Below are 23,717 nucleotides of genomic sequence, written 5' to 3' on the forward strand. Positions count from 1 at the left end.
CCCATGTGAGAGTAGGTCATCGTCAAGATTAAATTCCAGAACCCCTGATTGCTTATGCAGTCAGGGGTTTTGTTTTGGGCGGTCGGAAAATTTGGGCGGTCGAATTTCAAGCATCTTCAATGCTAACGTCCTGCCTTTCTATGCAATGGCCTAATGCATGGCTATCATGCGTGCCTCATTGTGAGGCGAGACCTGCATGCTGACGTTGTTGAAACTTCTAAAAGATGGTCGATTCCACTCCGGGGAGGCGCTCGGTGCTGCCTTGGGTGTCAGTCGCAGTGCTGTATGGAAGCAGCTTCAGCATCTCGAGGCGGAATTGGGTCTACCTATCCATAAAGTGCGCGGCAGGGGGTATCAGTTGGCTGCGCCCCTGATACTGTTAAGTGCCGATGAAATAGCTCGGCATGTACCTGTTCCTGCATGGCCTGTTCATATCTCTGACTCCATTGACTCTACCAATGCCGAGGCATTGCGGCTGATTGAATCGGGTCGCACTGCGCCATTTCTTGTGCTTTCAGAACAGCAAACTGCAGGCAGGGGAAGGCGCGGACGAAAGTGGGTCAGTCCTTTCGCTCAAAACGTCTACTACAGCCTTGTGATGCGGATCGAAGGCGGCATGCGTCAGTTGGAAGGGCTAAGCCTGGTGGTCGGACTTGCAGTTATGCAGGCGCTGCGCGACGCGGGTGTTCGTGGTGCAGGGTTGAAGTGGCCAAATGACGTTTTGGTCGGGCAGAAAAAGATCGCCGGAATTCTCCTGGAACTGGTCGGGGATCCCGCTGACGTCTGTCACGTCGTTATTGGTATCGGCATCAACGTGAACATGCAGAAGGCGGATGAGGTCGATCAGCAATGGAGCTCCGTACAGTTGGAGAGCGGCAGTGCTGTTGATCGCAACTACCTGGTAGCGCGTCTTGGAGTGCAGCTGCAGGCTTATCTTGAGCGTCACCAGGCATCTGGCTTTTCGGCAATTCAGGGTGAGTGGGAGCAAAGCCATTTATGGCAGGGCCGGCCTGTATCGCTCATCGCGGGCGTGAACCAGATTGACGGCGTGGTGCTGGGGGTCGATGGGCAAGGTGCATTGCGGTTGAGCGTGGATGGTGTTGAGAAAGTATATAGCGGTGGTGAGCTAAGCCTGAGGTTGCGTGATGATTCTTGAGCTCGACTGTGGGAATAGCTTTATCAAATGGCGGGTACTTGAGTCGGATAAGGCTCGTATCTTTGCCGAAGGTGTCGTTGGGTCTGATGCCTCGCTGATCGACAGCCTGTTCGCGCTCCCGGGGCTCGCGTTAAAAGACTGCCGGCTGGTGAGTGTTCGCGCTTCGGATGAGACAAGTCAACTGGTCGCTACCCTGGTCGAGGCATTTGGCGTCAAGGTGCTGTGTGCTGCTTCGGCGAGGCAGATGGGTGGGGTGCGGAACGGGTACGAAGATTTCGAGCGCCTGGGACTGGATCGTTGGCTCGCGATGCTGGGTGGGTTTCAGCTGGCGTCGGGCGCGTGCCTGGTGCTCGATTTTGGCACCGCCGCAACAGCGGACTTCATTTCCGCAGACGGTGAGCATCTCGGCGGTTTCATTTGTCCGGGGATGCCGCTGATGCGTAATCAGCTTCGAACACATACCCGCAAAATACGCTATGACGATATCGCCGCTGAACGGGCTCTTGAGGCGCTGTCTCCAGGGCGCACAACTGTGGAGGCGGTAGAGCGCGGCTGTACGCTCATGCTGAGGGGTTTTGTGTTGACCCAGCTGGAGTTGGCTCGAAGCTATTGGGGGAGCGATTTTACCGTCTTCCTTACCGGTGGGGACGCTGAGCTCGTGGCTGACGCTGTGCCTCACGGTAGGCTTGTCCCTGATCTGGTTTTTGTTGGCTTGGCGATGGCGTGCCCTTTGTCCTGAGGTTTTTATGCGTTGGCTGTTTCTGCTTTTGCTGGTCCTCAATGTCTTCTATTACATCTGGCATCAGCAGGAGGCCCCTCTGCGCGCTAAAGATGTCACGCCTTTGGCTCTCTATCGTGGTTCTCAGCAAGATATCCGCCTGTTGAGCGAATCGGCTGATGCGATGGTTCGGCGAGACAGGGCAAAAGCGCCTGATGCGCAGGCGATGTGCTTGTATATCGGCGGTTTGCCTGATCAGAAAGAGGCTCAATCCGTTGAGCAGCGCCTCACGAGCCTGGATATCAAGGTCAGGCTGCAGTCTCTGAACCTGCCTGATGCGTCGGGATATTGGCTGCGAGTGGCCCCTGAAAGCAGGCGTCTGGCCGATGATCTGCCCTTTGAAAACCTTGTTAATGAATTCAATGAGTTAAAACATAAAATAATGCCGTGCGAAGGCATTGCAACCTTCGAATAGTTTGCATAGAATGGCGCCCGCTTCGCAGTGAAGACCTTCTAGGTCGACAGGGTGAAGCGAAGGTCAACGCAGCTAACCTCATATTTTTTAATGAGAAAATGCTTGACAGAAGGCTGGCATGATGTAGAATGCCGGCTCGCTTAGGAGGGGTTCCCGAGCGGCCAAAGGGATCAGACTGTAAATCTGACGTCTACGACTTCGAAGGTTCGAATCCTTCCCCCTCCACCATTTTAGCGTGAGCTGCAAGCTCCGCGGGTATAGTTTAGTGGTAGAACCTCAGCCTTCCAAGCTGATGATGCGGGTTCGATTCCCGCTACCCGCTCCAAGTTTGCAGGTTGTGCAAGTTTTTTCGCTCTTGTAGCTCAGTTGGTAGAGCACACCCTTGGTAAGGGTGAGGTCAGCGGTTCAAATCCGCTCAAGAGCTCCATATAACAAGGCAGATATGAAAATATCTGCCTTTGTTTTAACAGCTACCTCCGGTTGAATATGCCCTCTTTCGCTGTTTTGTTTGGGTGGGTTTCAGGTCTGCAGGGGTTTGTTGTTGTAAAGTCTTTTTCAGATCGGCATAATTGTCGGCCTGATTTTGTTTTAGGTCAGTAGCTCAATTGGCAGAGCGACGGTCTCCAAAACCGTAGGTTGGGGGTTCGATTCCCTCCTGACCTGCCAGATTCACTTGGTGTGTCTGGCTTTCTTTTCACAGGATCTTCATAGATGACTCCTAAGGCTGAAGCTCAAGGCTCTCGCTTCGATCTGCTCAAGTGGCTTGTAGTAGTCGCTGTTGTGGTTGTAGGCGTTGTTGGTAACCAGTACTACTCTGGGTCGCCAATCCTGTACCGTGTCCTCGCATTGCTCGCCCTTGCTGCTGTTGCTGCCTTTGTTGGCCTGCAGACTGCAAAAGGCAAGTCGTTTGCGGTCCTGGTGAAGGAAGCTCGTACCGAGATCCGTAAAGTCGTTTGGCCGACTCGCCAAGAAACCACGCAGACCACGTTGATCGTGGTAGCTGTTGTTCTGGTTATGGCGTTGCTGTTGTGGGGGCTTGATTCCCTGCTCGGCTGGCTTGTTTCCTTGATTGTTGGCTAAGGGTGTCCCGTGGCTAAGCGTTGGTACGTTGTGCATGCTTACTCGGGTTACGAGAAGCATGTCATGCGCTCTTTGCTAGAGCGCGTAAAGCTGGCAGGCATGGAAGATGGCTTCGGCGAAATTCTGGTTCCCACTGAAGAAGTGGTTGAAATGCGTAATGGCCAGAAACGCAAAAGCGAACGTAAGTTCTTCCCTGGCTACGTGCTGGTTCAAATGGACATGAATGAGGGTACTTGGCACTTGGTCAAGGACACTCCTCGCGTCATGGGTTTCATCGGCGGTACCGCTGATAAGCCTGCTCCGATCACTGACAAAGAAGCAGAAGCAATTCTGCGTCGCGTTGCTGATGGTAGCGACAAGCCCAAGCCGAAGACGTTGTTCGAGCCGGGTGAGGTTGTTCGTGTCACAGATGGTCCGTTCGCTGATTTTAACGGCACCGTCGAAGAAGTTAACTACGAAAAGAGCCGGATCCAAGTGGCAGTGCTCATTTTCGGTCGCTCTACTCCGGTAGAGCTAGAGTTCAGCCAGGTCGAAAAAGTCTAGCTGAGCAAGCATCCCAACCCCGCAGCCTTAGGCTGTGGGGTTTTGTCGTCACTGGGATAAACGCGCAAGTAACCGGGGAGCCTTTCGAGGCGTTCGAACCCGTAATTGGAGTGCCTCATGGCCAAGAAGATTACCGCTTACATCAAGCTGCAAGTGAAGGCCGCTCAGGCCAACCCAAGCCCACCTGTTGGTCCAGCTCTGGGTCAGCACGGCGTGAACATCATGGAATTCTGCAAGGCCTTCAACGCCCGTACTCAGGGTATTGAGCCAGGTCTGCCGACTCCAGTGATCATCACTGTATACAGCGACCGTAGCTTCACCTTCGAAACCAAGTCGACCCCGGCTTCGGTTCTGTTGAAGAAAGCTGCTGGTCTGACTAGCGGTTCCGCTCGTCCTAACACCGTTAAGGTTGGCACCGTGACCCGTGCTCAGCTGGAAGAAATCGCGAAAACCAAAAACGCGGATCTGACTGCAGCTGATATGGATGCAGCCGTGCGTACCATCGCCGGTTCTGCTCGTAGCATGGGCCTTAACGTGGAGGGTGTGTAATGGCTAAGCTGACCAAGCGCCAAAAGGCTATCGCCGGCAAAATCGAAGCGGGCAAGTCCTACAATTTTGTAGACGCTGCTGCTCTGCTGACCGAGCTGTCGACTGTCAAGTTCAGCGAGTCTGTTGACGTTGCTGTAAACCTGGGCGTTGACCCACGTAAATCCGACCAGGTCGTTCGTAGCGCTACTGTGCTGCCACACGGTACTGGCAAGACCGTACGTGTAGCTGTCTTCACCCAAGGCCCAGCAGCTGAAGCTGCTCTGGCCGCCGGCGCCGATCGCGTTGGCATGGACGACCTGGCTGCCGAAATGAAAGGCGGCGACCTGAACTATGACGTCGTAATTGCTTCCCCGGATGCAATGCGCGTTGTAGGTCAGCTGGGTCAGATCCTTGGTCCACGTGGTCTGATGCCTAACCCTAAAGTCGGCACCGTGACTCCAGACGTAGCTACCGCGGTTAAAAACGCCAAGGCTGGTCAGGTTCGTTATCGCACCGACAAAAACGGCATCATTCACACCTCCGTTGGCAAAGTCGGCTTTGATGCCGTCAAGCTGAAGGAAAACGTTGAAGCCCTGATCGCTGATCTGAAGCGTATCAAGCCAGCTTCCTCGAAAGGTATCTACGTCAAGCGCGTTACCCTGAGCACCACTATGGGCCCAGGTCTGGTCATCGACCAAGGCTCGCTGGACGTATAAGACACAAATTGGCGCAAGTAATTGCGCCAATTGAAAGATTGGGGTCCCTGCCTGGCGGGGGCTATCCAAGACCGTAGGCGACGCAAGTCTTAAACCACAAGCCTACGCAGATGGTGCTCCCGGTTCCTTACCGAATCAGACACCAAAACGACATCCGGCCCAGGCCAGATGAAACGGTAACAAGCAGGAGTTAAACCCGTGGCAATTAATCTCGAAGACAAGAAGGCCATCGTCGCTGAAGTCAACGAGGCTGCCAAAGCTGCTCTGTCCGCTGTCGTGGCTGATGCCCGTGGTGTGACAGTAAGCGCTATGACCGGACTCCGTAAAGAGGCTCGTGAAGCTGGCGTATACGTACGTGTTGTACGTAACACCCTGCTCAAGCGCGCTGTTGCTGACACTGAATACAGTGTCCTCAACGACGTGTTCACCGGCCCGACCCTGATTGCGTTCTCCAAGGAACATCCTGGCGCTGCTGCCCGTTTGTTCAAGGAATTCGCCAAGGGTCAGGATAAGTTCGAGATCAAGGCAGCTGCGTTCGAGGGCAAGTTCCTCGCAGCTAACCAAATCGACGTACTGGCAACACTGCCGACCCGTAACGAAGCTATTTCTCAGCTGATGAGCGTGATTCAAGGCGCTACCAGCAAGTTGGCTCGTACTCTGGCCGCAGTTCGCGAGCAAAAAGAAGCTGCCGCAGCCTAAGGCTGAGCATCTCCTCTCGCGTATTTTTGTTTATTTCGATGGCCGCGTAGGCCGTCCCCCAATTCAGGAATTACAGCAATGTCTATCTCCCAAGACGATATCCTCAACGCCGTAGCTGAAATGTCGGTTCTGCAGGTTGTTGAGCTGATCAAAGCTTTCGAAGAAAAATTCGGTGTTTCCGCTGCCGCTGCTTCGGCTGGCCCAGCTGTTGCCGCTGTTGCTGCTGAAGAGCAAACCGAATTCAACGTCATGCTGCTGGAAGCTGGCGAGAAGAAAGTAAACGTGATCAAGGCAGTACGTGAACTGACCGGTCTGGGCCTGAAAGAAGCCAAGGCAGTAGTTGACGGCGCCCCTGCCCAGGTTCTGGAAGCAGTGTCGAAAGACGCAGCTGACAAAGCTAAAGCAGTGCTGGAAGAAGCAGGCGCTAAAGTCGAGCTGAAGTAAGCATCGACCTTGCGTCTCCAGCCCAAGCGTTAAGCTGAAGGCTGATGGCTGGTGGCTCTTGCCACCGGCCTTTTTCCGTTATTGGCAATCGACTCGGTCGTCGCCTATAACGCGCTGTAACCACCCGATGCGGTGGCGCAAACCATGGGGTTTGCAAGATTTTCTGGCTGCTCCCGTCGGGAGGGGCCAAACAAGCAGGTGACCAAGCTGGGGAACGCTGATGGCTTACTCATATACTGAGAAAAAACGTATCCGCAAGGACTTTAGCAAGTTGCCGGACGTCATGGATGTCCCGTACCTTCTGGCTATCCAGCTGGATTCGTATCGTGAATTCTTGCAGGCGGGAGCGACCAAAGATCAGTTCCGCGACGTGGGCCTGCATGCGGCCTTCAAATCCGTTTTCCCGATCATCAGCTACTCCGGCAATGCTGCGCTGGAGTACGTCGGTTATCGCCTGGGCGAACCGGCATTTGATGTCAAAGAATGCGTGTTGCGCGGTGTTACGTACGCCGTACCTTTGCGGGTAAAAGTCCGTCTGATCATCTTCGACAAAGAGTCGTCGAACAAAGCGATCAAGGACATCAAAGAGCAAGAAGTCTACATGGGTGAAATCCCCCTGATGACTGAGAACGGTACCTTCGTTATCAACGGTACCGAGCGCGTTATCGTTTCCCAGCTGCACCGTTCCCCGGGCGTGTTCTTTGACCACGACCGCGGCAAGACGCACAGCTCCGGCAAGCTCCTGTACTCCGCGCGGATCATTCCGTACCGCGGTTCGTGGTTGGACTTCGAGTTCGATCCGAAAGACTGCGTGTTCGTGCGTATCGACCGTCGTCGCAAGCTGCCGGCCTCGGTACTGCTGCGCGCGCTCGGCTATACCACTGAGCAAGTGCTGGACGCTTTCTACACCACTAACGTATTCCACCTGAGCGGCGAAACCCTCAGCCTGGAGCTGGTGCCTCAGCGCCTGCGTGGTGAGATTGCCGTTCTGGACATCCAGGACGACAAAGGCAAGGTCATCGTTGAAGCCGGCCGCCGTATTACCGCGCGCCACATCAACCAGATCGAAAAAGCCGGTATCAAGACGCTGGAAGTGCCTCTGGACTACGTCCTGGGTCGCACCACCGCCAAGGTCATCGTGCACCCGGCCACCGGCGAAATCCTGGCTGAATGCAACACCGAGCTGAACACCGAGATCCTGGCGAAAATCGCCAAGTCCCAGGTTGTTCGCATCGAGACCCTGTACACCAACGACATCGACTGCGGCCCGTTCGTCTCCGACACCCTGAAGATCGACTCCACCAGCAACCAATTGGAAGCGCTGGTCGAGATCTATCGCATGATGCGTCCTGGCGAGCCACCAACCAAAGACGCTGCCGAGACCCTGTTCAACAACCTGTTCTTCAGCCCTGAGCGCTATGACCTGTCTGCGGTCGGCCGGATGAAGTTCAACCGTCGTATCGGTCGTACCGAGATCGAAGGTTCGGGCGTGCTGTGCAAGGAAGACATCGTCGCGGTACTGAAGACCCTGGTCGACATCCGTAACGGCAAAGGCATCGTCGATGACATCGACCACCTGGGTAACCGTCGTGTTCGCTGCGTAGGCGAAATGGCCGAGAACCAGTTCCGCGTTGGCCTGGTACGTGTTGAGCGTGCGGTCAAAGAGCGTCTGTCGATGGCCGAAAGCGAAGGCCTGATGCCGCAAGACCTGATCAACGCCAAGCCAGTGGCAGCGGCGGTGAAAGAGTTCTTCGGTTCCAGCCAGCTCTCGCAGTTCATGGACCAGAACAACCCGCTTTCCGAGATCACCCACAAGCGCCGTGTTTCCGCACTGGGCCCGGGCGGTCTGACTCGTGAGCGTGCAGGCTTTGAAGTTCGTGACGTACACCCGACTCACTACGGTCGTGTATGCCCGATTGAAACGCCGGAAGGTCCGAACATCGGTCTGATCAACTCCCTGGCTGCCTATGCGCGCACCAACCAGTATGGCTTCCTCGAGAGCCCGTACCGCGTGGTGAAAGACGCGCTGGTCACCGACGAGATCGTGTTCCTGTCCGCCATCGAAGAAGCTGATCACGTGATCGCTCAGGCTTCGGCCACGATGAACGACAAGAAAATGCTGATCGACGAGCTGGTAGCTGTTCGTCACTTGAACGAGTTCACCGTCAAGGCGCCGGAAGACGTCACCTTGATGGACGTATCGCCGAAGCAGGTAGTTTCGGTTGCAGCGTCGCTGATCCCGTTCCTGGAACACGATGACGCCAACCGTGCGTTGATGGGTTCCAACATGCAGCGTCAAGCTGTACCGACCCTGCGCGCTGACAAGCCGCTGGTAGGTACCGGCATGGAGCGTAACGTAGCCCGTGACTCCGGCGTTTGCGTCGTGGCTCGTCGTGGCGGCGTGATCGACTCCGTTGATGCCAGCCGTATCGTGGTTCGTGTTGCCGATGACGAAGTTGAAACTGGCGAAGCCGGTGTCGACATCTACAACCTGACCAAGTACACCCGCTCCAACCAGAACACCTGCATCAACCAGCGTCCGCTGGTCAGCAAGGGTGATCGGGTTCAGCGCAGCGACATCATGGCAGACGGTCCGTCCACCGATATGGGTGAGCTGGCACTGGGTCAGAACATGCGCATCGCGTTCATGGCCTGGAACGGTTACAACTTCGAAGACTCCATCTGCCTGTCCGAGCGTGTGGTTCAGGAAGATCGCTTCACCACGATCCACATTCAGGAACTGACCTGTGTGGCGCGTGACACCAAGCTTGGGCCAGAGGAAATCACTGCAGACATCCCGAACGTGGGTGAAGCTGCACTGAACAAGCTGGACGAAGCCGGTATCGTTTACGTAGGTGCTGAAGTTGGCGCAGGCGACATTCTGGTAGGGAAGGTCACTCCGAAAGGCGAGACCCAACTGACTCCGGAAGAGAAGCTGTTGCGTGCCATCTTCGGTGAAAAAGCCAGCGACGTTAAAGACACTTCCTTGCGTGTACCTACCGGTACCAAGGGCACTGTCATCGACGTACAGGTCTTCACCCGTGACGGCGTTGAGCGTGATGCTCGTGCGCTGTCCATCGAGAAGACCCAACTCGACGAGATCCGCAAGGATCTGAACGAAGAGTTCCGTATCGTTGAAGGCGCGACCTTCGAACGTCTGCGTTCCGCCCTGGTAGGCCACAAGGCTGAAGGCGGCGCAGGTCTGAAGAAAGGTCAGGACATCACCGACGAAGTACTCGACGGTCTTGAGCACGGGCAGTGGTTCAAACTGCGCATGGCTGAAGATGCTCTGAACGAGCAGCTCGAGAAGGCCCAGGCCTACATCGTCGATCGTCGCCGTCTGCTGGACGACAAGTTCGAAGACAAGAAGCGCAAACTGCAGCAGGGCGATGACCTGGCTCCAGGCGTGCTGAAAATCGTCAAGGTTTACCTGGCAATCCGTCGCCGCATCCAGCCGGGCGACAAGATGGCCGGTCGTCACGGTAACAAAGGTGTGGTCTCCGTGATCATGCCGGTTGAAGACATGCCGCACGATGCCAATGGCACCCCGGTCGATGTCGTCCTCAACCCGTTGGGCGTACCTTCGCGTATGAACGTTGGTCAGATCCTTGAAACCCACCTGGGCCTCGCGGCCAAAGGTCTGGGCGAGAAGATCAACCGTATGATCGAAGAGCAGCGCAAGGTCGCAGACCTGCGCAAGTTCCTGCACGAGATCTACAACGAGATCGGCGGTCGCAACGAAGAGCTGGACACCTTCTCCGACCAGGAAATCCTGGATCTGGCGAAGAACCTGCGCGGCGGCGTTCCAATGGCTACCCCGGTGTTCGACGGTGCCAAGGAAAGCGAAATCAAGGCCATGCTGAAACTGGCAGACCTGCCAGAAAGCGGCCAGATGCAGCTGTTCGACGGCCGTACCGGCAACAAGTTTGAGCGCCCGGTTACTGTTGGCTACATGTACATGCTGAAGCTGAACCACTTGGTAGACGACAAGATGCACGCTCGTTCTACCGGTTCGTACAGCCTGGTTACCCAGCAGCCGCTGGGTGGTAAGGCTCAGTTCGGTGGTCAGCGTTTCGGGGAGATGGAGGTCTGGGCACTGGAAGCATACGGTGCTGCTTACACTCTGCAAGAAATGCTCACAGTGAAGTCGGACGATGTGAACGGTCGGACCAAGATGTACAAAAACATCGTGGACGGCGATCACCGTATGGAGCCGGGCATGCCCGAGTCTTTCAACGTGTTGATCAAAGAAATTCGTTCCCTCGGCATCGATATCGATCTGGAAACCGAATAACACGTGACGCGAATCGAGAGCGGGGCTGTTTAGCCCGCTCTCTGCTCCGCCAGGAGGAAAGGCCTTGAAAGACCTACTGAATTTGCTGAAAAACCAGGGTCAAGTCGAAGAGTTCGACGCCATCCGTATTGGGTTGGCATCGCCTGAGATGATCCGTTCGTGGTCGTTCGGTGAAGTTAAAAAGCCGGAAACCATCAACTACCGTACGTTCAAACCAGAGCGTGACGGCCTGTTCTGCGCCAAGATCTTTGGCCCGGTAAAGGATTACGAGTGCCTGTGCGGTAAGTACAAGCGCTTGAAGCACCGTGGTGTGATCTGCGAGAAGTGTGGCGTTGAAGTTGCACTGGCCAAGGTTCGTCGTGAGCGCATGGCGCACATCGAGCTGGCTTCGCCGGTTGCCCACATCTGGTTCCTGAAATCACTGCCGTCCCGTATCGGCTTGCTGATGGACATGACCCTGCGTGATATCGAGCGCGTTCTCTACTTCGAGAGCTATGTCGTTATCGATCCAGGCATGACCACCCTTGAAAAGGGTCAGCTGCTGAACGACGAGCAGTACTTCGAAGCGCTGGAAGAGTTCGGCGACGATTTCGATGCCCGCATGGGTGCCGAAGCTGTCCGCGAACTGCTGCACGCTATCGACCTGGAACACGAGATTGGCCGTCTGCGTGAAGAAATTCCGCAAACCAACTCCGAAACCAAGATCAAGAAACTGTCCAAGCGTCTGAAGTTGATGGAAGCCTTCCAGGGTTCCGGCAACTTGCCAGAGTGGATGGTGCTGACCGTTCTGCCGGTTCTGCCGCCAGACCTGCGTCCGCTGGTGCCGTTGGATGGCGGTCGCTTCGCGACTTCCGACCTCAACGACCTGTACCGTCGCGTGATCAACCGTAACAACCGCTTGAAGCGTCTGCTCGACCTGTCCGCTCCGGACATCATCGTGCGCAACGAAAAGCGTATGTTGCAAGAAGCTGTCGATGCCCTGCTCGACAACGGTCGTCGTGGCCGCGCTATCACCGGTTCGAACAAGCGTCCTCTGAAATCCCTGGCTGACATGATCAAGGGTAAGCAAGGTCGTTTCCGTCAGAACTTGCTCGGTAAGCGTGTTGACTACTCCGGTCGTTCGGTAATTACCGTAGGCCCGACCCTGCGTCTGCACCAGTGCGGTCTGCCGAAGAAGATGGCTCTCGAGCTGTTCAAGCCGTTCATTTTCGGCAAGCTTGAAATGCGTGGTCTCGCGACTACCATCAAGGCCGCCAAGAAAATGGTCGAGCGCGAACTGCCTGAGGTTTGGGACGTTCTCGCTGAAGTGATCCGTGAACACCCGGTTCTCCTCAACCGTGCACCGACCCTTCACCGTCTGGGTATCCAGGCGTTTGAACCGGTACTGATCGAAGGTAAGGCTATCCAGCTGCACCCTCTGGTCTGTGCTGCGTACAACGCCGACTTCGACGGCGACCAAATGGCCGTGCACGTACCGCTGACGCTGGAAGCCCAGCTGGAAGCGCGTGCGTTGATGATGTCGACCAACAACATTCTGTCGCCAGCCAACGGTGAGCCAATCATCGTTCCGTCGCAGGACGTTGTATTGGGTCTGTACTACATGACTCGTGAAGCGATCAACGCCAAGGGCGAAGGTCGTGTGTTCGCGGATCTGCAGGAAGTTGACCGTGTGTTCCGTGCCGGCGAAGCCGCACTGCACGCCAAGGTTAAAGTCCGCATCCACGAAACCATCAACGATCGTGACGGTGGCAGCGTCAAGAACACCCGTATTGTCGACACCACTGTCGGCCGTGCGCTGTTGTTCCAGGTTGTTCCACCAGGCCTGTCGTACGACGTGGTCAACCAGCCAATGAAGAAAAAGGCGATCTCCAAGCTGATCAACCAGTGCTACCGCGTGGTTGGTTTGAAAGAGACCGTTATCTTCGCTGACCAGTTGATGTACACCGGTTTTGCTTATTCGACCATTTCCGGCGTTTCCATCGGTGTTAACGACTTCGTTATCCCGGACGAGAAAGCCGCCATCATCGGTGCTGCCACCGATGAAGTGAAAGAGATCGAAAGCCAGTACGCCTCCGGCCTGGTAACCCAGGGCGAGAAGTACAACAAAGTGATCGACCTTTGGTCCAAGGCCAACGACGAAGTGTCGAAGGCGATGATGTCGAACCTCTCGAAAGAGCGTGTTATCGACCGTCATGGCGTGGAAGTCGATCAAGAGTCGTTCAACTCGATGTACATGATGGCCGACTCGGGCGCACGGGGTTCTGCTGCGCAGATCCGTCAGCTCGCCGGTATGCGTGGCCTGATGGCCAAGCCGGACGGTTCCATCATCGAAACGCCGATTACTGCGAACTTCCGTGAAGGTTTGAGCGTACTTCAGTACTTCATCTCGACTCACGGTGCTCGTAAAGGTCTGGCGGATACCGCGTTGAAAACCGCTAACTCCGGTTACCTGACTCGTCGTCTGGTAGACGTTGCGCAAGACTTGGTTGTGACTGAAGTTGACTGCGGCACCGAACACGGTCTGCTGATGACTCCGCACATCGAAGGCGGCGACGTTGTAGAGCCGTTGGGTGAGCGCGTATTGGGCCGAGTAATCGCCCGTGACGTATTCAAGCCAGGTACCGAGGAAGTCATCGTTCCTGCCGGCACCCTGGTAGACGAGAAGTGGGTCGAGTTCATCGAACTCAACAGCATCGACGAAGTGATTGTTCGCTCGCCGATCAGCTGCGAAACCCGCTATGGCATTTGCGCCAAGTGCTACGGCCGTGACTTGGCTCGTGGTCACCAGGTGAACATCGGCGAAGCGGTCGGCGTTATCGCTGCCCAGTCCATCGGTGAGCCGGGTACCCAGCTGACCATGCGTACGTTCCACATCGGTGGTGCGGCAAGCCGGACCTCCGCAGCCGACAGCGTTCAGGTGAAGAATGGCGGTACCGTCCGTCTGCACAACCTGAAGCACGTTGAGCGAGTGGATGGCCACCTGGTTGCTGTGTCCCGTTCCGGTGAGCTGGCAATCGCTGATGACTACGGTCGTGAGCGCGAGCGTTACAAGCTGCCGTACGGTGCTGTGATTTCGGTTAAAGAAGGTGACAAGGTCGACGCTGGCGCAATCGTGGCCAAGTGGGATCCGCACACTCACCCAATCGTTACCGAAATGAAAGGTACCGTGACCTACGTGGGCATGGAAGAAGGCATCACGATCAAGCGTCAGACTGACGAATTGACCGGTATGACCAACATTGAAGTACTCGACGCCAAAGATCGTCCAGCTGCAGGCAAAGATATCCGTCCTGCCGTGAAGATGGTTGATGACAACGGCAAGGATCTGTTGCTGCCAGGCACTGACGTTATCGCTCAGTACTTCCTGCCAGCCAACGCCCTGGTCGGTGTTGCGGATGGTGCGAAGATCGCGATCGGTGATGTTATCGCTCGTATCCCGCAAGAAACTTCGAAGACCCGTGACATCACCGGTGGTCTGCCGCGTGTTGCCGACTTGTTCGAAGCTCGTCGCCCGAAAGAAGCGTCGATTCTGGCTGAAGTCAGCGGCACCATCGCGTTCGGTAAAGAGACCAAGGGCAAGCGCCGCCTGGTTATCACCCCGAACGACGGTAGCGATCCGTACGAAGAGCTGATTCCGAAGTGGCGTCACCTGAACGTCTTCGAAGGCGAACAGGTAAACCGCGGCGAAGTTATCTCCGACGGCCCGAGCGATCCACACGACATCCTGCGTCTGCTGGGTGTGAGTGCGCTGGCCAAGTACATCGTTAACGAGATCCAGGACGTTTACCGTCTGCAAGGCGTGAAGATCAACGATAAGCACATCGAGACCATCCTGCGTCAGATGCTGCGTAAAGTTGAAATCGCTGAATCCGGCGATTCGAGTTTCATCAAGGGCGACCAGATGGAACTGACTCACGTACTGGTAGAGAACGAGCGCCTGGCGAACGACGAGAAATTCGTTTCCAAGTTCACTCGTGTGTTGCTGGGTATCACCAAGGCGTCGCTGTCCACTGAGTCGTTCATCTCGGCGGCCTCCTTCCAGGAGACCACTCGCGTACTGACCGAAGCAGCGGTAACCGGCAAGCGCGATTACCTGCGCGGCCTGAAAGAAAACGTGGTTGTGGGTCGTCTGATCCCGGCCGGTACCGGTTTGGCCTACCACAGCGAGCGTAAGCGTCGCCGTGAACTCGACAAGCCGTTGCGCGTAAGCGCCAGTGAAGTGGAAGCTGCACTGACCGAAGCGCTGAACTCAAGCGGTAACTGAGTTCTGCGGTAAATAAGACCGGGCCCTGGCAGCCCCGTTCGTCGGATCGAGACAGATTTGTCCCGGTTCGATGGAAGGGGAGGTCGGGGCCTTGCCTTGACTGGGGACAAGATCCTCTTTAGACTCTTGTACCCCTAAATTTGGCGGGAATTCGTTCCTGCCATTTTGCTTTTCTTGCAAGACAATAGCGTCGCAAGACAACAGTGGAGCTAGTAGATGGCAACTATCAACCAGCTGGTACGTCAGCCGCGTAAGCGTATCGTCGAGAAATCCGACGTGCCTGCGCTGCAGAACTGCCCGCAACGTCGTGGCGTATGCACTCGCGTGTATACCACTACGCCGAAAAAACCTAACTCGGCACTGCGTAAAGTATGCCGTGTGCGCCTGACCAACGGTTTCGAGGTTTCCTCGTACATCGGCGGTGAAGGTCACAACCTGCAAGAGCACAGCGTGGTACTGATCCGCGGCGGTCGTGTAAAAGACTTGCCAGGTGTTCGTTACCACACCGTACGCGGCTCCTTGGATACTTCCGGCGTTAAAGGTCGTAACCAGGGTCGTTCGAAGTACGGTACCAAGAAGCCTAAGTAGTAGCGGCTTTTTGTAAAACTGAATCATCTTATTTTCTGAGTCGATAAGAGTAAGGTCGGAGGCGTCCCGAAAGGGCACCGATTCCGAGCGAACCTGAAGACCGTTTGAGGGCTTATCCATGCCAAGAAGACGCGTAGCAGCCAAGCGCGAAGTGCTTGACGATCCAAAATACGGAAGCCAAATCCTGGCCAAGTTCATGAACCACGTAATGGAAAGCGGCAAGAAAGCCGTTGCCGAGCGTATCGTTTATGGCGCGCTGGAAAAGGTTAAAGAACGCAAGAACAGCGACCCCCTGGAAATCTTCGAGAAAGCTCTCGACGCCATCGCTCCGCTGGTCGAAGTGAAGTCGCGCCGTGTAGGCGGTGCTACTTACCAGGTTCCGGTTGAAGTTCGCCCGTCCCGTCGTAACGCTTTGGCAATGCGCTGGTTGGTAGACTTCGCCCGTAAGCGCGGCGAGAAGTCTATGGCCCTGCGTTTGGCTGGCGAACTGTTGGACGCTGCTGAAGGTAAAGGTGCTGCTGTTAAGAAGCGTGAAGACGTGCACCGTATGGCTGAAGCCAACAAAGCTTTCTCGCACTACCGCTTCTAATTCTAGCTTCACTAATTTTGCGAGGGCTTTATGGCTCGTACTACTCCGATTAGCCGCTACCGTAACATCGGTATCGTTGCTCACGTGGATGCTGGTAAAACCACCACCACCGAGCGCGTACTGTTTTACACCGGCAAAAGTCACAAAATGGGCGAGGTGCATGACGGCGCCGCGACCACAGACTGGATGGTTCAGGAGCAGGAGCGTGGTATTACCATTACTTCTGCTGCTATTACCGCCTTCTGGAAAGGTTCCGAGAAGCAGTACAAGGACGAGCACCGCTTCAACGTAATCGATACCCCGGGCCACGTAGACTTCACCATTGAAGTTGAGCGTTCCCTGCGTGTACTCGACGGCGCTGTCGTTGTGTTCTGCGGTACTTCGGGTGTTGAGCCTCAGTCGGAAACCGTATGGCGTCAGGCCAACAAGTACGGCGTTCCACGTCTTGTTTACGTAAACAAGATGGACCGTGCTGGTGCCAACTTCCTGCGCGTGATCGGTCAGATCAAACAGCGTCTGGGTCACACTCCGGTGCCAATCCAGTTGGCTATCGGTTCCGAAGACAACTTCCAGGGTCAGATCGATCTGATCAACATGGAAGCTGTTTACTGGAATGACGCTGACAAAGGCATGGTTCCTGTTCGTAAGCCTATCCCTGCAGAACTGCAGGAGCTGGCTGACGAGTGGCGTAACAACATGGTTGAGGCTGCTGCCGAAGCCAGCGAAGAGCTGATGAACAAGTACCTCGAAGGTGAAGAACTCACCAACGTGGAAATCAAGGCCGCTCTGCGTCAGCGTACTATCGCTGGTGAGATCGTTCTGGCTGTTTGCGGTTCTTCCTTCAAGAACAAGGGTGTTCCCCTGGTTCTCGACGCCGTTATCGACTACCTGCCTGCTCCAACCGACATTCCTGCTATCAAGGGTACCAACCCTGATAACGAGGAAGAAGAGATGGAGCGTCACGCCGATGACAGCGAGCCGTTCTCGGCTCTGGCGTTCAAGATCGCTACTGACCCATTCGTGGGTACTTTGACCTTCGTCCGCGTTTACTCGGGCGTGTTGGCCTCCGGCGACGGCGTGATCAACTCGGTTAAAGGCAAGAAAGAGCGTGTGGGTCGTATGGTGCAAATGCACGCAAACGCCCGTGAAGAGATCAAGGAAGTACGCGCTGGTGACATCGCGGCCCTGATCGGCATGAAGGACGTCACCACTGGTGAGACCTTGTGCGACGCTGCCAAGCCAATCATCCTGGTTCGCATGGACTTCCCGGAGCCGGTTATTTCGGTTGCCGTTGAGCCTAAGACCAAGGATGACCAGGAAAAAATGGGTATCGCTCTGGGCAAGCTTGCTCAGGAAGATCCATCTTTCCGCGTCAAGACTGATGAAGAGACTGGTCAAACGATCATCTCCGGCATGGGCGAGCTTCACCTGGACATCCTGGTTGACCGGATGCGCCGTGAGTTCAACGTCGAAGCCAACATCGGTAAGCCTCAGGTTTCCTATCGTGAGCGCATCACGAAGAACTGCGAAATCGAAGGCAAATTCGTTCGTCAGTCCGGCGGTCGTGGCCAGTTCGGCCATTGCTGGATCCGTTTTGCTCCTGCTGATGAAGGTCAGGAAGGTCTGCAATTCGTGAACGAAGTAGTGGGCGGTGTTGTTCCTAAGGAATACATCCCGGCTATCCAGAAGGGTATCGAAGAGCAGATGAAGAACGGTGTTGTTGCCGGCTATCCGCTCATCGGCCTGAAGGCGACCGTTTTTGACGGTTCTTACCACGACGTCGACTCCAACGAGATGGCGTTTAAGGTGGCTGCTTCCATGGCTACCAAGCAACTGGCCCAGAAGGGCGGTGGTGAGTTGCTTGAGCCGATCATGGCAGTAGAAGTCGTTACGCCTGAAGACTACATGGGTGACGTGATGGGCGACCTTAACCGTCGTCGCGGCATGATCTTGGGTATGGAAGATACGGTTTCCGGCAAAGTGATTCGTGCCGAGGTTCCGTTGGGCGAGATGTTCGGTTATGCGACCGACGTTCGTTCCATGTCTCAGGGTCGCGCAAGCTACTCTATGGAATTCAAAAAATACAACACAGCTCCGGCGCACATCGCTGAAACTGTATCCAAAAAACAAGGCTGATTCAGTCCTTTAGGCAAGGAGTTAATTGTCGTGGCTAAAGAAAAATTTGATCGTTCCCTACCGCACGTAAACGTTGGCACTATCGGCCACGTTGACCACGGTAAAACCACTCTGACCGCTGCTCTGACTCGCGTCTGCTCCGAAGTTTTCGGTTCGGCTCGTGTTGACTTCGACAAGATCGACAGCGCACCAGAAGAAAAAGCTCGTGGTATCACCATCAACACCGCGCACGTTGAATACAACTCGCTGATCCGTCACTACGCTCACGTTGACTGCCCAGGTCACGCTGACTATGTGAAGAACATGATCACCGGTGCTGCCCAGATGGACGGCGCGATCCTGGTTTGCTCGGCCGCTGATGGTCCGATGCCACAAACCCGTGAGCACATCCTGCTGTCCCGTCAGGTAGGCGTTCCGTACATCGTGGTTTTCCTGAACAAGGCTGACCTGGTAGACGACGCTGAGCTGCTGGAACTGGTTGAGATGGAAGTGCGCGATCTGCTGAGCACTTACGACTTCCCAGGCGACGACACTCCGATCATCATCGGTTCTGCTCGTATGGCTCTGGACGGTCTTGACGACAACGAAATGGGCACCACTGCCGTTCGTAAACTGGTTGAGACTCTGGACAGCTACATCCCAGATCCAGTTCGTGTTATCGACAAGCCGTTCCTGATGCCAATCGAAGACGTATTCTCGATCTCCGGTCGTGGTACTGTTGTGACTGGTCGTATCGAGCGCGGTATCGTTAAGGTTCAAGATCCACTGGAAATCGTTGGTCTGCGTGACACTACCGTCACCACCTGCACCGGTGTTGAAATGTTCCGTAAACTGCTCGACGAAGGTCGTGCAGGCGAGAACTGCGGCGTTCTGCTGCGTGGTACCAAGCGTGACGACGTTGAGCGTGGCCAGGTTCTGGTCAAGCCAGGTTCGGTTAAGCCGCACACTACCTTCGAAGCTGAAGTGTACGTGTTGAGCAAAGAAGAAGGCGGTCGTCACACTCCGTTCTTCAAAGGCTACCGTCCACAGTTCTACTTCCGGACCACTGACGTGACCGGTAACTGCGAACTGCCGGAAGGCGTTGAAATGGTAATGCCAGGCGACAACATCAAAATGGTTGTCACCCTGATCAAAACCATCGCAATGGAAGATGGTCTGCGTTTCGCTATCCGTGAAGGCGGTCGTACCGTCGGCGCTGGCGTCGTAGCCAAAATCATCGCTTAATAAGTGATGACTTGAAAAAGCCCCCGCTCAGCGGGGGCTTTTTTATTGAGTTGACACCCATATGGGGCGTCTATAGAATTGCGCCTCCTTTTAACGGGCGTGTTGCGCTCGCTGGGAATAGCAGCCGGAGTCTGAAATCCAATGGCAAATCAGCAAATTCGTATCAGGTTGAAGGCTTTTGACCACAAACTGATCGACCAATCCACCCAGGAAATCGTGGAAACCGCGAAACGTACTGGTGCTCAAGTGCGTGGTCCAATTCCACTGCCTACCCGTAAAGAGCGGTTCACCGTTCTGGTCTCCCCGCACGTCAACAAAGACGCGCGTGACCAGTACGAGATCCGTACTCATAAGCGCGTGCTGGACATCGTCCTGCCAACGGATAAAACCGTTGATGCACTTATGAAGCTTGATCTGGCGGCCGGTGTGGAAGTACAGATCAGCCTCGGCTAAGACTTGGGTCTTAGTCGTGTAACGCTCTGAAATGGGCGGCCATAGCGGGTGAAAGCCCCGTACACTCATGAGGTTTACAACATGACTATTGGTGTAGTCGGTCGTAAATGCGGTATGACCCGTATTTTCACCGAAGAAGGTGTCTCCATTCCGGTCACGGTCATTGAGATCGAACCGAATCGCGTCACCCAGTTTAAAACTGAAGAAACCGATGGCTATCGTGCAGTGCAAGTCACTGTCGGCGAGCGTCGTGCTTCGCGTGTGACTGCTGCTCAAGCAGGTCACTTCGCTAAAGCAAACGTTGCAGCTGGTCGTACTGTCATGGAGTTCCGTCTTGAAGACGGCGACTACCAGGCTGGCGATCTGATCAACGCTGAAATCTTCGCCGCTGGTCAACTGGTTGATGTAACCGGTCAGTCCAAGGGTAAAGGCTTCCAGGGTACGATCAAGCGTTGGAATTTCCGTGGCCAAGACAACACTCACGGTAACTCCGTTTCCCACCGCGTCCCGGGCTCTATTGGCCAGTGCCAGACTCCTGGTCGTGTATTCAAGGGCAAAAAAATGTCCGGTCATATGGGCGCTGAGCGCGTGACCGTGCAGTCCCTCGAAGTAGTGCGCGTCGACGCTGAACGCAATCTGTTGTTGGTCAAGGGTGCTGTTCCTGGCGCTACTGGCGGCAACCTGGTTGTACGTCCAGCGGCCAAGGCTCGCGGTTAAGGGGAAGCTGACATGCAATTAAACGTAAATGACGCTCAAGCGATCGAAGTTTCCGAACTGACATTTGGCGGCGAATTCAACGAGACGCTGGTTCACCAAGCAGTCGTGGCCTACATGGCCGGCGGCCGTCAAGGTAGCAAGCAGCAAAAGACCCGTTCCGACGTTCGTGGTGGCGGTAAGCGCCCTTGGCGTCAGAAAGGTACTGGCCGCGCTCGTGCCGGTACTATCCGTAGCCCAATCTGGCGTGGCGGCGGTACCACTTTCGCAGCACGTCCACAGGATCACACCCAGAAGCTCAACAAGAAGATGTATCGCGCAGCACTGCGCTCCATCCTTGCTGAACTCGTGCGTACTGATCGTCTGGTCGTGGTTCAGGACTTCGCTGTTGAAGCGCCGAAAACCAAAGATCTGCTGAACAAGCTGAACGGCATGGGCCTGACTGACGTCCTGATCGTGTCTGAAGCTGTTGATCAGAACCTGTACCTGGCTGCTCGCAACCTGCCACACGTTGATGTACGTGACGTGCAAGGTTCCGATCCAGTTAGTCTGATCGCATACGACAAGGTGTTGATCACCGTGTCGGCCGTGAAGAAATTCGAGGAGCTGCTGGGATGAACCAGGAACGCGTATTTAAAGTTCTGCTTGGCCCGCACGTTTCCGAAAAGGCTACGGTTCTGGCTGACAAGAAAGGCCAGTTCGTTTTCAAGGTTGCAACTGACGCAACCAAGCTGGAAATCAAGAAGGCCGTCGAAAGCCTGTTCAGCGTGAAAGTAGAGCGTGTTACTACCCTGAATGTTCTGGGTAAGAGCAAGCGCACTGCTCGCGGTCTGGGCAAGCGTAATGACTGGAAGAAGGCAGTTATCTCCCTTCAGCCAGGCCAAGATCTCGATTTCAGCAGCAGTGCTGAGTAAGGAAGGGGTGCATCATGGCAATCGTTAAATGCAAACCGACTTCCCCTGGCCGCCGTTTTGTGGTCAAGGTGGTCAACCAGGAGCTGCATAAAGGCGCTCCTCACGCACCGCTGCTCGAGAAGAAATCGAAGACTGGTGGTCGTAACAACAATGGTCGTATTACCACTCGTCACATCGGTGGTGGCCATAAGCAGCATTATCGTCTGGTCGACTTCCGTCGCAACGACAAAGATGGCATCGCTGCCACTGTCGAGCGTATCGAATACGATCCAAACCGTACTGCTCACATCGCTCTGCTGCTGTACGCAGATGGCGAGCGTCGCTACATCATCGCCCCTAAAGGCGTGAGTGCTGGTGACCAGCTGATCGCAGGTGCTTTGGCACCGATCAAGCCGGGCAACGCTCTGCAACTGCGCAACATTCCAGTTGGTAGCACCGTACACGGCATCGAATTGAAGCCGGGTAAAGGCGCGCAAATCGCTCGTTCCGCTGGTGCTTCGGCTCAGCTGATCGCTCGTGAAGGTGTCTACGTGACCCTGCGTCTGCGCTCTGGTGAAATGCGTAAAGTATTGGCTGAATGCCGTGCGACCCTGGGCGAAGTCTCGAACTCCGAGCACAGCCTGCGTTCGCTGGGTAAAGCTGGTGCCAAACGCTGGCGTGGCGTTCGCCCAACCGTTCGTGGTGTTGCCATGAACCCGGTTGACCACCCACACGGTGGTGGTGAAGGTCGTACCTCTGGTGGTCGTCATCCGGTATCGCCATGGGGCTTCCCGACTAAGGGCGCGAAGACTCGTGGTAATAAGCGTACCGACAAAATGATCGTCCGTCGTCGCAAGTAAATAGAGGGATACGACAGTGCCACGTTCTCTGAAAAAAGGTCCTTTTATTGATCTTCACCTACTGAAGAAGATCGAAGTGGCGGCGGAAAAGAACGATCGCAAACCGGTGAAAACCTGGTCGCGTCGTTCGATGATCCTGCCACAAATGGTCGGTCTGACCATTGCAGTGCATAACGGTCGTCAACATGTTCCAGTTCTCGTGAACGAAGACATGGTCGGCCACAAACTAGGCGAGTTTGCCGGTACCCGCACATATCGTGGGCACGTGGCAGACAAGAAAGCCAAGCGTTAAGGGGTAAGGAACGATGGAAGTAGCCGCTAAGTTGTCGGGCGCTCGAATCTCCGCCCAGAAAGCCCGCTTGGTCGCCGACCAGATCCGCGGGAAGAAGGTGGGCGAAGCGCTCAACCTGTTGGCTTTCAGCAGTAAGAAAGCCGCCGAGATCATCAAGAAAGTGCTGGAGTCGGCCGTAGCCAACGCCGAGCACAACGAAGGCGCAGACGTTGATGACCTGAAGGTCAGCACCGTTTTCGTCAACGAAGGGCGTTCGCTGAAGCGCATCATGCCTCGTGCCAAAGGCCGAGCTGATCGCATCGTCAAGCGGTCTTGCCATATCACTGTCAAGGTTGCTGACAAGTAACGGAGTCGAAGAGATGGGTCAGAAAGTACATCCCATTGGCATTCGCCTGGGAATCGTCAAGGAGCACACCTCCGTCTGGTACGCAGACGGTCGGACTTATGCGGACTACTTGTTCGCTGATCTGAAGGTGCGTGAGTATCTCCAAGACAAACTAAAAAGCGCGTCCGTGAGCCGTATCGATATCCATCGTCCTGCTCAAACTGCACGTATCACAATCCACACCGCTCGTCCAGGTATCGTTATCGGGAAGAAAGGTGAAGATGTTGAGAAGCTGCGTCAGGACCTGACCAAGCAAATGGGTGTGCCTGTGCACATCAATATCGAAGAGATCCGCAAGCCGGAGCTCGACGGTATGCTGGTTGCGCAGAGCGTAGCTCAGCAGCTGGAGCGTCGCGTTATGTTCCGTCGCGCTATGAAGCGCGCAGTACAGAACGCCATGCGCATTGGTGCCAAAGGCATCAAAATCCAAGTGAGCGGTCGTCTCGGCGGTGCTGAAATCGCACGTACTGAATGGTATCGCGAAGGTCGTGTGCCACTGCACACCCTGCGTGCCGACATCGACTATGCCAACTACGAAGCTCACACCACCTACGGTGTGATCGGTGTAAAGGTTTGGATCTTCAAAGGCGAAGTAATTGGTGGTCGCCAAGAAGAACTGAAACCACAAGCACCAGCGCCTCGTAAAAAAGCTGCTAAGTAAGGGGT

23 protein-coding genes and 4 tRNA genes are annotated in these 23,717 nt (G+C 55.3%); all 27 read left to right on the plus strand.

Annotation, left to right across the window (positions count from 1 at the left end; genetic code table 11):
• The first annotated feature begins 196 nt into the window (after positions 1-196).
• The 27 genes from birA (at position 197) to rpsC (ending at position 23,712) form a co-directional block, all read left to right on the plus strand.
• Positions 197-1,156 carry a bifunctional biotin--[acetyl-CoA-carboxylase] ligase/biotin operon repressor BirA gene (gene birA / locus A462_RS12370; protein WP_003210105.1) on the plus strand — a complete coding sequence of 320 codons (960 nt, stop codon included), beginning with the start codon at positions 197-199 and terminating at the stop codon, positions 1,154-1,156.
• Positions 1,146-1,895 (plus strand): pantothenate kinase, encoded by a 750-nt coding sequence (locus tag A462_RS12365; protein WP_008436414.1) that lies wholly within the window; start codon positions 1,146-1,148, stop codon positions 1,893-1,895. The genes birA and A462_RS12365 overlap by 11 nt, the downstream gene beginning before the upstream one ends.
• Positions 1,896-1,902: 7 nt before the next feature.
• Positions 1,903-2,349 (plus strand): hypothetical protein, encoded by a 447-nt coding sequence (locus A462_RS12360; RefSeq protein WP_008436417.1) that lies wholly within the window; start codon positions 1,903-1,905, stop codon positions 2,347-2,349.
• A 143-nt stretch (positions 2,350-2,492) separates the two neighbouring features.
• Positions 2,493-2,577 (plus strand) — tRNA-Tyr (locus tag A462_RS12355).
• 23 nt (positions 2,578-2,600) lie between these two features.
• Positions 2,601-2,674, plus strand: a tRNA-Gly gene (locus A462_RS12350).
• A gap of 26 nt (positions 2,675-2,700) precedes the next feature.
• Positions 2,701-2,776, plus strand: a tRNA-Thr gene (locus A462_RS12345).
• Between the two features lie 163 nt (positions 2,777-2,939).
• Positions 2,940-3,015 (plus strand) — tRNA-Trp (locus tag A462_RS12340).
• A 45-nt stretch (positions 3,016-3,060) separates the two neighbouring features.
• Positions 3,061-3,429: a preprotein translocase subunit SecE gene (gene secE, locus A462_RS12335; protein ID WP_003210099.1), complete on the plus strand. Its 369-nt coding sequence runs from the start codon at positions 3,061-3,063 to the stop codon at positions 3,427-3,429.
• Between the two features lie 9 nt (positions 3,430-3,438).
• Positions 3,439-3,972 (plus strand): transcription termination/antitermination protein NusG, encoded by a 534-nt coding sequence (nusG, locus tag A462_RS12330; protein ID WP_003176436.1) that lies wholly within the window; start codon positions 3,439-3,441, stop codon positions 3,970-3,972.
• 117 nt (positions 3,973-4,089) lie between these two features.
• On the plus strand, positions 4,090-4,521 hold the full coding sequence (gene rplK / locus A462_RS12325) for a 50S ribosomal protein L11 (protein WP_003210097.1): 432 nt from the start codon (positions 4,090-4,092) through the stop codon (positions 4,519-4,521).
• The gene (rplA, locus tag A462_RS12320; RefSeq protein ID WP_003176434.1) at positions 4,521-5,216 is read left to right on the plus strand and encodes a 50S ribosomal protein L1; all 696 of its coding nucleotides are present in this window, start codon (positions 4,521-4,523) and stop codon (positions 5,214-5,216) included. The genes rplK and rplA overlap by 1 nt, the downstream gene beginning before the upstream one ends.
• A 198-nt stretch (positions 5,217-5,414) precedes the next feature.
• A complete protein-coding gene (gene rplJ / locus A462_RS12315; protein WP_003210095.1) occupies positions 5,415-5,915 on the plus strand; it encodes a 50S ribosomal protein L10 in 501 nt (166 codons plus the stop codon).
• A gap of 78 nt (positions 5,916-5,993) precedes the next feature.
• Positions 5,994-6,359, plus strand: a complete 366-nt coding sequence (gene rplL / locus A462_RS12310) for a 50S ribosomal protein L7/L12 (RefSeq protein WP_003210093.1) — start codon at positions 5,994-5,996, stop codon at positions 6,357-6,359.
• 220 nt (positions 6,360-6,579) lie between these two features.
• Entirely contained in the window at positions 6,580-10,653 is a 4,074-nt protein-coding gene (gene rpoB, locus A462_RS12305; protein ID WP_008436421.1) for a DNA-directed RNA polymerase subunit beta, read from the plus strand.
• Positions 10,654-10,717: 64 nt separating this feature from the next.
• Positions 10,718-14,917: a DNA-directed RNA polymerase subunit beta' gene (gene rpoC / locus A462_RS12300; protein ID WP_003210090.1), complete on the plus strand. Its 4,200-nt coding sequence runs from the start codon at positions 10,718-10,720 to the stop codon at positions 14,915-14,917.
• 216 nt (positions 14,918-15,133) lie between these two features.
• On the plus strand, positions 15,134-15,505 hold the full coding sequence (gene rpsL / locus A462_RS12295) for a 30S ribosomal protein S12 (RefSeq protein ID WP_002555494.1): 372 nt from the start codon (positions 15,134-15,136) through the stop codon (positions 15,503-15,505).
• A gap of 118 nt (positions 15,506-15,623) precedes the next feature.
• Complete coding sequence (gene rpsG, locus A462_RS12290) at positions 15,624-16,094, plus strand: 30S ribosomal protein S7 (protein WP_002555493.1); 471 nt, start codon at positions 15,624-15,626, stop codon at positions 16,092-16,094.
• Positions 16,095-16,124: 30 nt separating this feature from the next.
• Positions 16,125-18,230, plus strand: a complete 2,106-nt coding sequence (fusA, locus tag A462_RS12285) for an elongation factor G (RefSeq protein WP_003210087.1) — start codon at positions 16,125-16,127, stop codon at positions 18,228-18,230.
• A 30-nt stretch (positions 18,231-18,260) separates the two neighbouring features.
• On the plus strand, positions 18,261-19,454 hold the full coding sequence (tuf, locus tag A462_RS12280; RefSeq protein ID WP_003210085.1) for an elongation factor Tu: 1,194 nt from the start codon (positions 18,261-18,263) through the stop codon (positions 19,452-19,454).
• A gap of 141 nt (positions 19,455-19,595) precedes the next feature.
• Complete coding sequence (gene rpsJ, locus A462_RS12275) at positions 19,596-19,907, plus strand: 30S ribosomal protein S10 (RefSeq protein ID WP_003210084.1); 312 nt, start codon at positions 19,596-19,598, stop codon at positions 19,905-19,907.
• A gap of 81 nt (positions 19,908-19,988) precedes the next feature.
• Entirely contained in the window at positions 19,989-20,624 is a 636-nt protein-coding gene (rplC, locus tag A462_RS12270) for a 50S ribosomal protein L3 (RefSeq protein ID WP_003194649.1), read from the plus strand.
• A gap of 12 nt (positions 20,625-20,636) precedes the next feature.
• Entirely contained in the window at positions 20,637-21,239 is a 603-nt protein-coding gene (gene rplD / locus A462_RS12265) for a 50S ribosomal protein L4 (protein WP_003210082.1), read from the plus strand.
• On the plus strand, positions 21,236-21,535 hold the full coding sequence (gene rplW, locus A462_RS12260; RefSeq protein WP_002555488.1) for a 50S ribosomal protein L23: 300 nt from the start codon (positions 21,236-21,238) through the stop codon (positions 21,533-21,535). The genes rplD and rplW overlap by 4 nt, the downstream gene beginning before the upstream one ends.
• A gap of 14 nt (positions 21,536-21,549) precedes the next feature.
• Positions 21,550-22,374, plus strand: coding sequence for a 50S ribosomal protein L2 (rplB, locus tag A462_RS12255; protein ID WP_003210080.1), 825 nt, complete (start codon positions 21,550-21,552; stop codon positions 22,372-22,374).
• A 16-nt stretch (positions 22,375-22,390) separates the two neighbouring features.
• Positions 22,391-22,666, plus strand: coding sequence for a 30S ribosomal protein S19 (rpsS, locus tag A462_RS12250; RefSeq protein WP_002555486.1), 276 nt, complete (start codon positions 22,391-22,393; stop codon positions 22,664-22,666).
• A gap of 13 nt (positions 22,667-22,679) precedes the next feature.
• Positions 22,680-23,012: a 50S ribosomal protein L22 gene (gene rplV, locus A462_RS12245; RefSeq protein WP_003210077.1), complete on the plus strand. Its 333-nt coding sequence runs from the start codon at positions 22,680-22,682 to the stop codon at positions 23,010-23,012.
• A gap of 13 nt (positions 23,013-23,025) precedes the next feature.
• The gene (gene rpsC, locus A462_RS12240) at positions 23,026-23,712 is read left to right on the plus strand and encodes a 30S ribosomal protein S3 (RefSeq protein WP_003176422.1); all 687 of its coding nucleotides are present in this window, start codon (positions 23,026-23,028) and stop codon (positions 23,710-23,712) included.
• The last annotated feature ends 5 nt before the right edge of the window (positions 23,713-23,717 follow it).

The organism is Pseudomonas sp. Ag1 (genome assembly GCF_000278565.1).
In the GTDB taxonomy this organism is placed as follows: domain Bacteria; phylum Pseudomonadota; class Gammaproteobacteria; order Pseudomonadales; family Pseudomonadaceae; genus Aquipseudomonas.

Bases quoted from the DNA above. Each gene is read 5' to 3' on its own strand.
- birA (WP_003210105.1), top strand. From the start codon at position 197: ATGCTGACGTTGTTGAAACTTCTAAAAGATGGTCGATTCCACTCCGGG.
- A462_RS12365 (WP_008436414.1), top strand. From the start codon at position 1,146: ATGATTCTTGAGCTCGACTGTGGGAATAGCTTTATCAAATGGCGGGTA.
- A462_RS12360 (WP_008436417.1), top strand. From the start codon at position 1,903: ATGCGTTGGCTGTTTCTGCTTTTGCTGGTCCTCAATGTCTTCTATTAC.
- secE (WP_003210099.1), top strand. From the start codon at position 3,061: ATGACTCCTAAGGCTGAAGCTCAAGGCTCTCGCTTCGATCTGCTCAAG.
- rplK (WP_003210097.1), top strand. From the start codon at position 4,090: ATGGCCAAGAAGATTACCGCTTACATCAAGCTGCAAGTGAAGGCCGCT.
- rplA (WP_003176434.1), top strand. From the start codon at position 4,521: ATGGCTAAGCTGACCAAGCGCCAAAAGGCTATCGCCGGCAAAATCGAA.
- rplL (WP_003210093.1), top strand. From the start codon at position 5,994: ATGTCTATCTCCCAAGACGATATCCTCAACGCCGTAGCTGAAATGTCG.
- rpoB (WP_008436421.1), top strand. From the start codon at position 6,580: ATGGCTTACTCATATACTGAGAAAAAACGTATCCGCAAGGACTTTAGC.
- rpsL (WP_002555494.1), top strand. From the start codon at position 15,134: ATGGCAACTATCAACCAGCTGGTACGTCAGCCGCGTAAGCGTATCGTC.
- rpsG (WP_002555493.1), top strand. From the start codon at position 15,624: ATGCCAAGAAGACGCGTAGCAGCCAAGCGCGAAGTGCTTGACGATCCA.
- fusA (WP_003210087.1), top strand. From the start codon at position 16,125: ATGGCTCGTACTACTCCGATTAGCCGCTACCGTAACATCGGTATCGTT.
- rpsJ (WP_003210084.1), top strand. From the start codon at position 19,596: ATGGCAAATCAGCAAATTCGTATCAGGTTGAAGGCTTTTGACCACAAA.
- rplC (WP_003194649.1), top strand. From the start codon at position 19,989: ATGACTATTGGTGTAGTCGGTCGTAAATGCGGTATGACCCGTATTTTC.
- rplD (WP_003210082.1), top strand. From the start codon at position 20,637: ATGCAATTAAACGTAAATGACGCTCAAGCGATCGAAGTTTCCGAACTG.
- rplW (WP_002555488.1), top strand. From the start codon at position 21,236: ATGAACCAGGAACGCGTATTTAAAGTTCTGCTTGGCCCGCACGTTTCC.
- rplB (WP_003210080.1), top strand. From the start codon at position 21,550: ATGGCAATCGTTAAATGCAAACCGACTTCCCCTGGCCGCCGTTTTGTG.
- rplV (WP_003210077.1), top strand. From the start codon at position 22,680: ATGGAAGTAGCCGCTAAGTTGTCGGGCGCTCGAATCTCCGCCCAGAAA.
- rpsC (WP_003176422.1), top strand. From the start codon at position 23,026: ATGGGTCAGAAAGTACATCCCATTGGCATTCGCCTGGGAATCGTCAAG.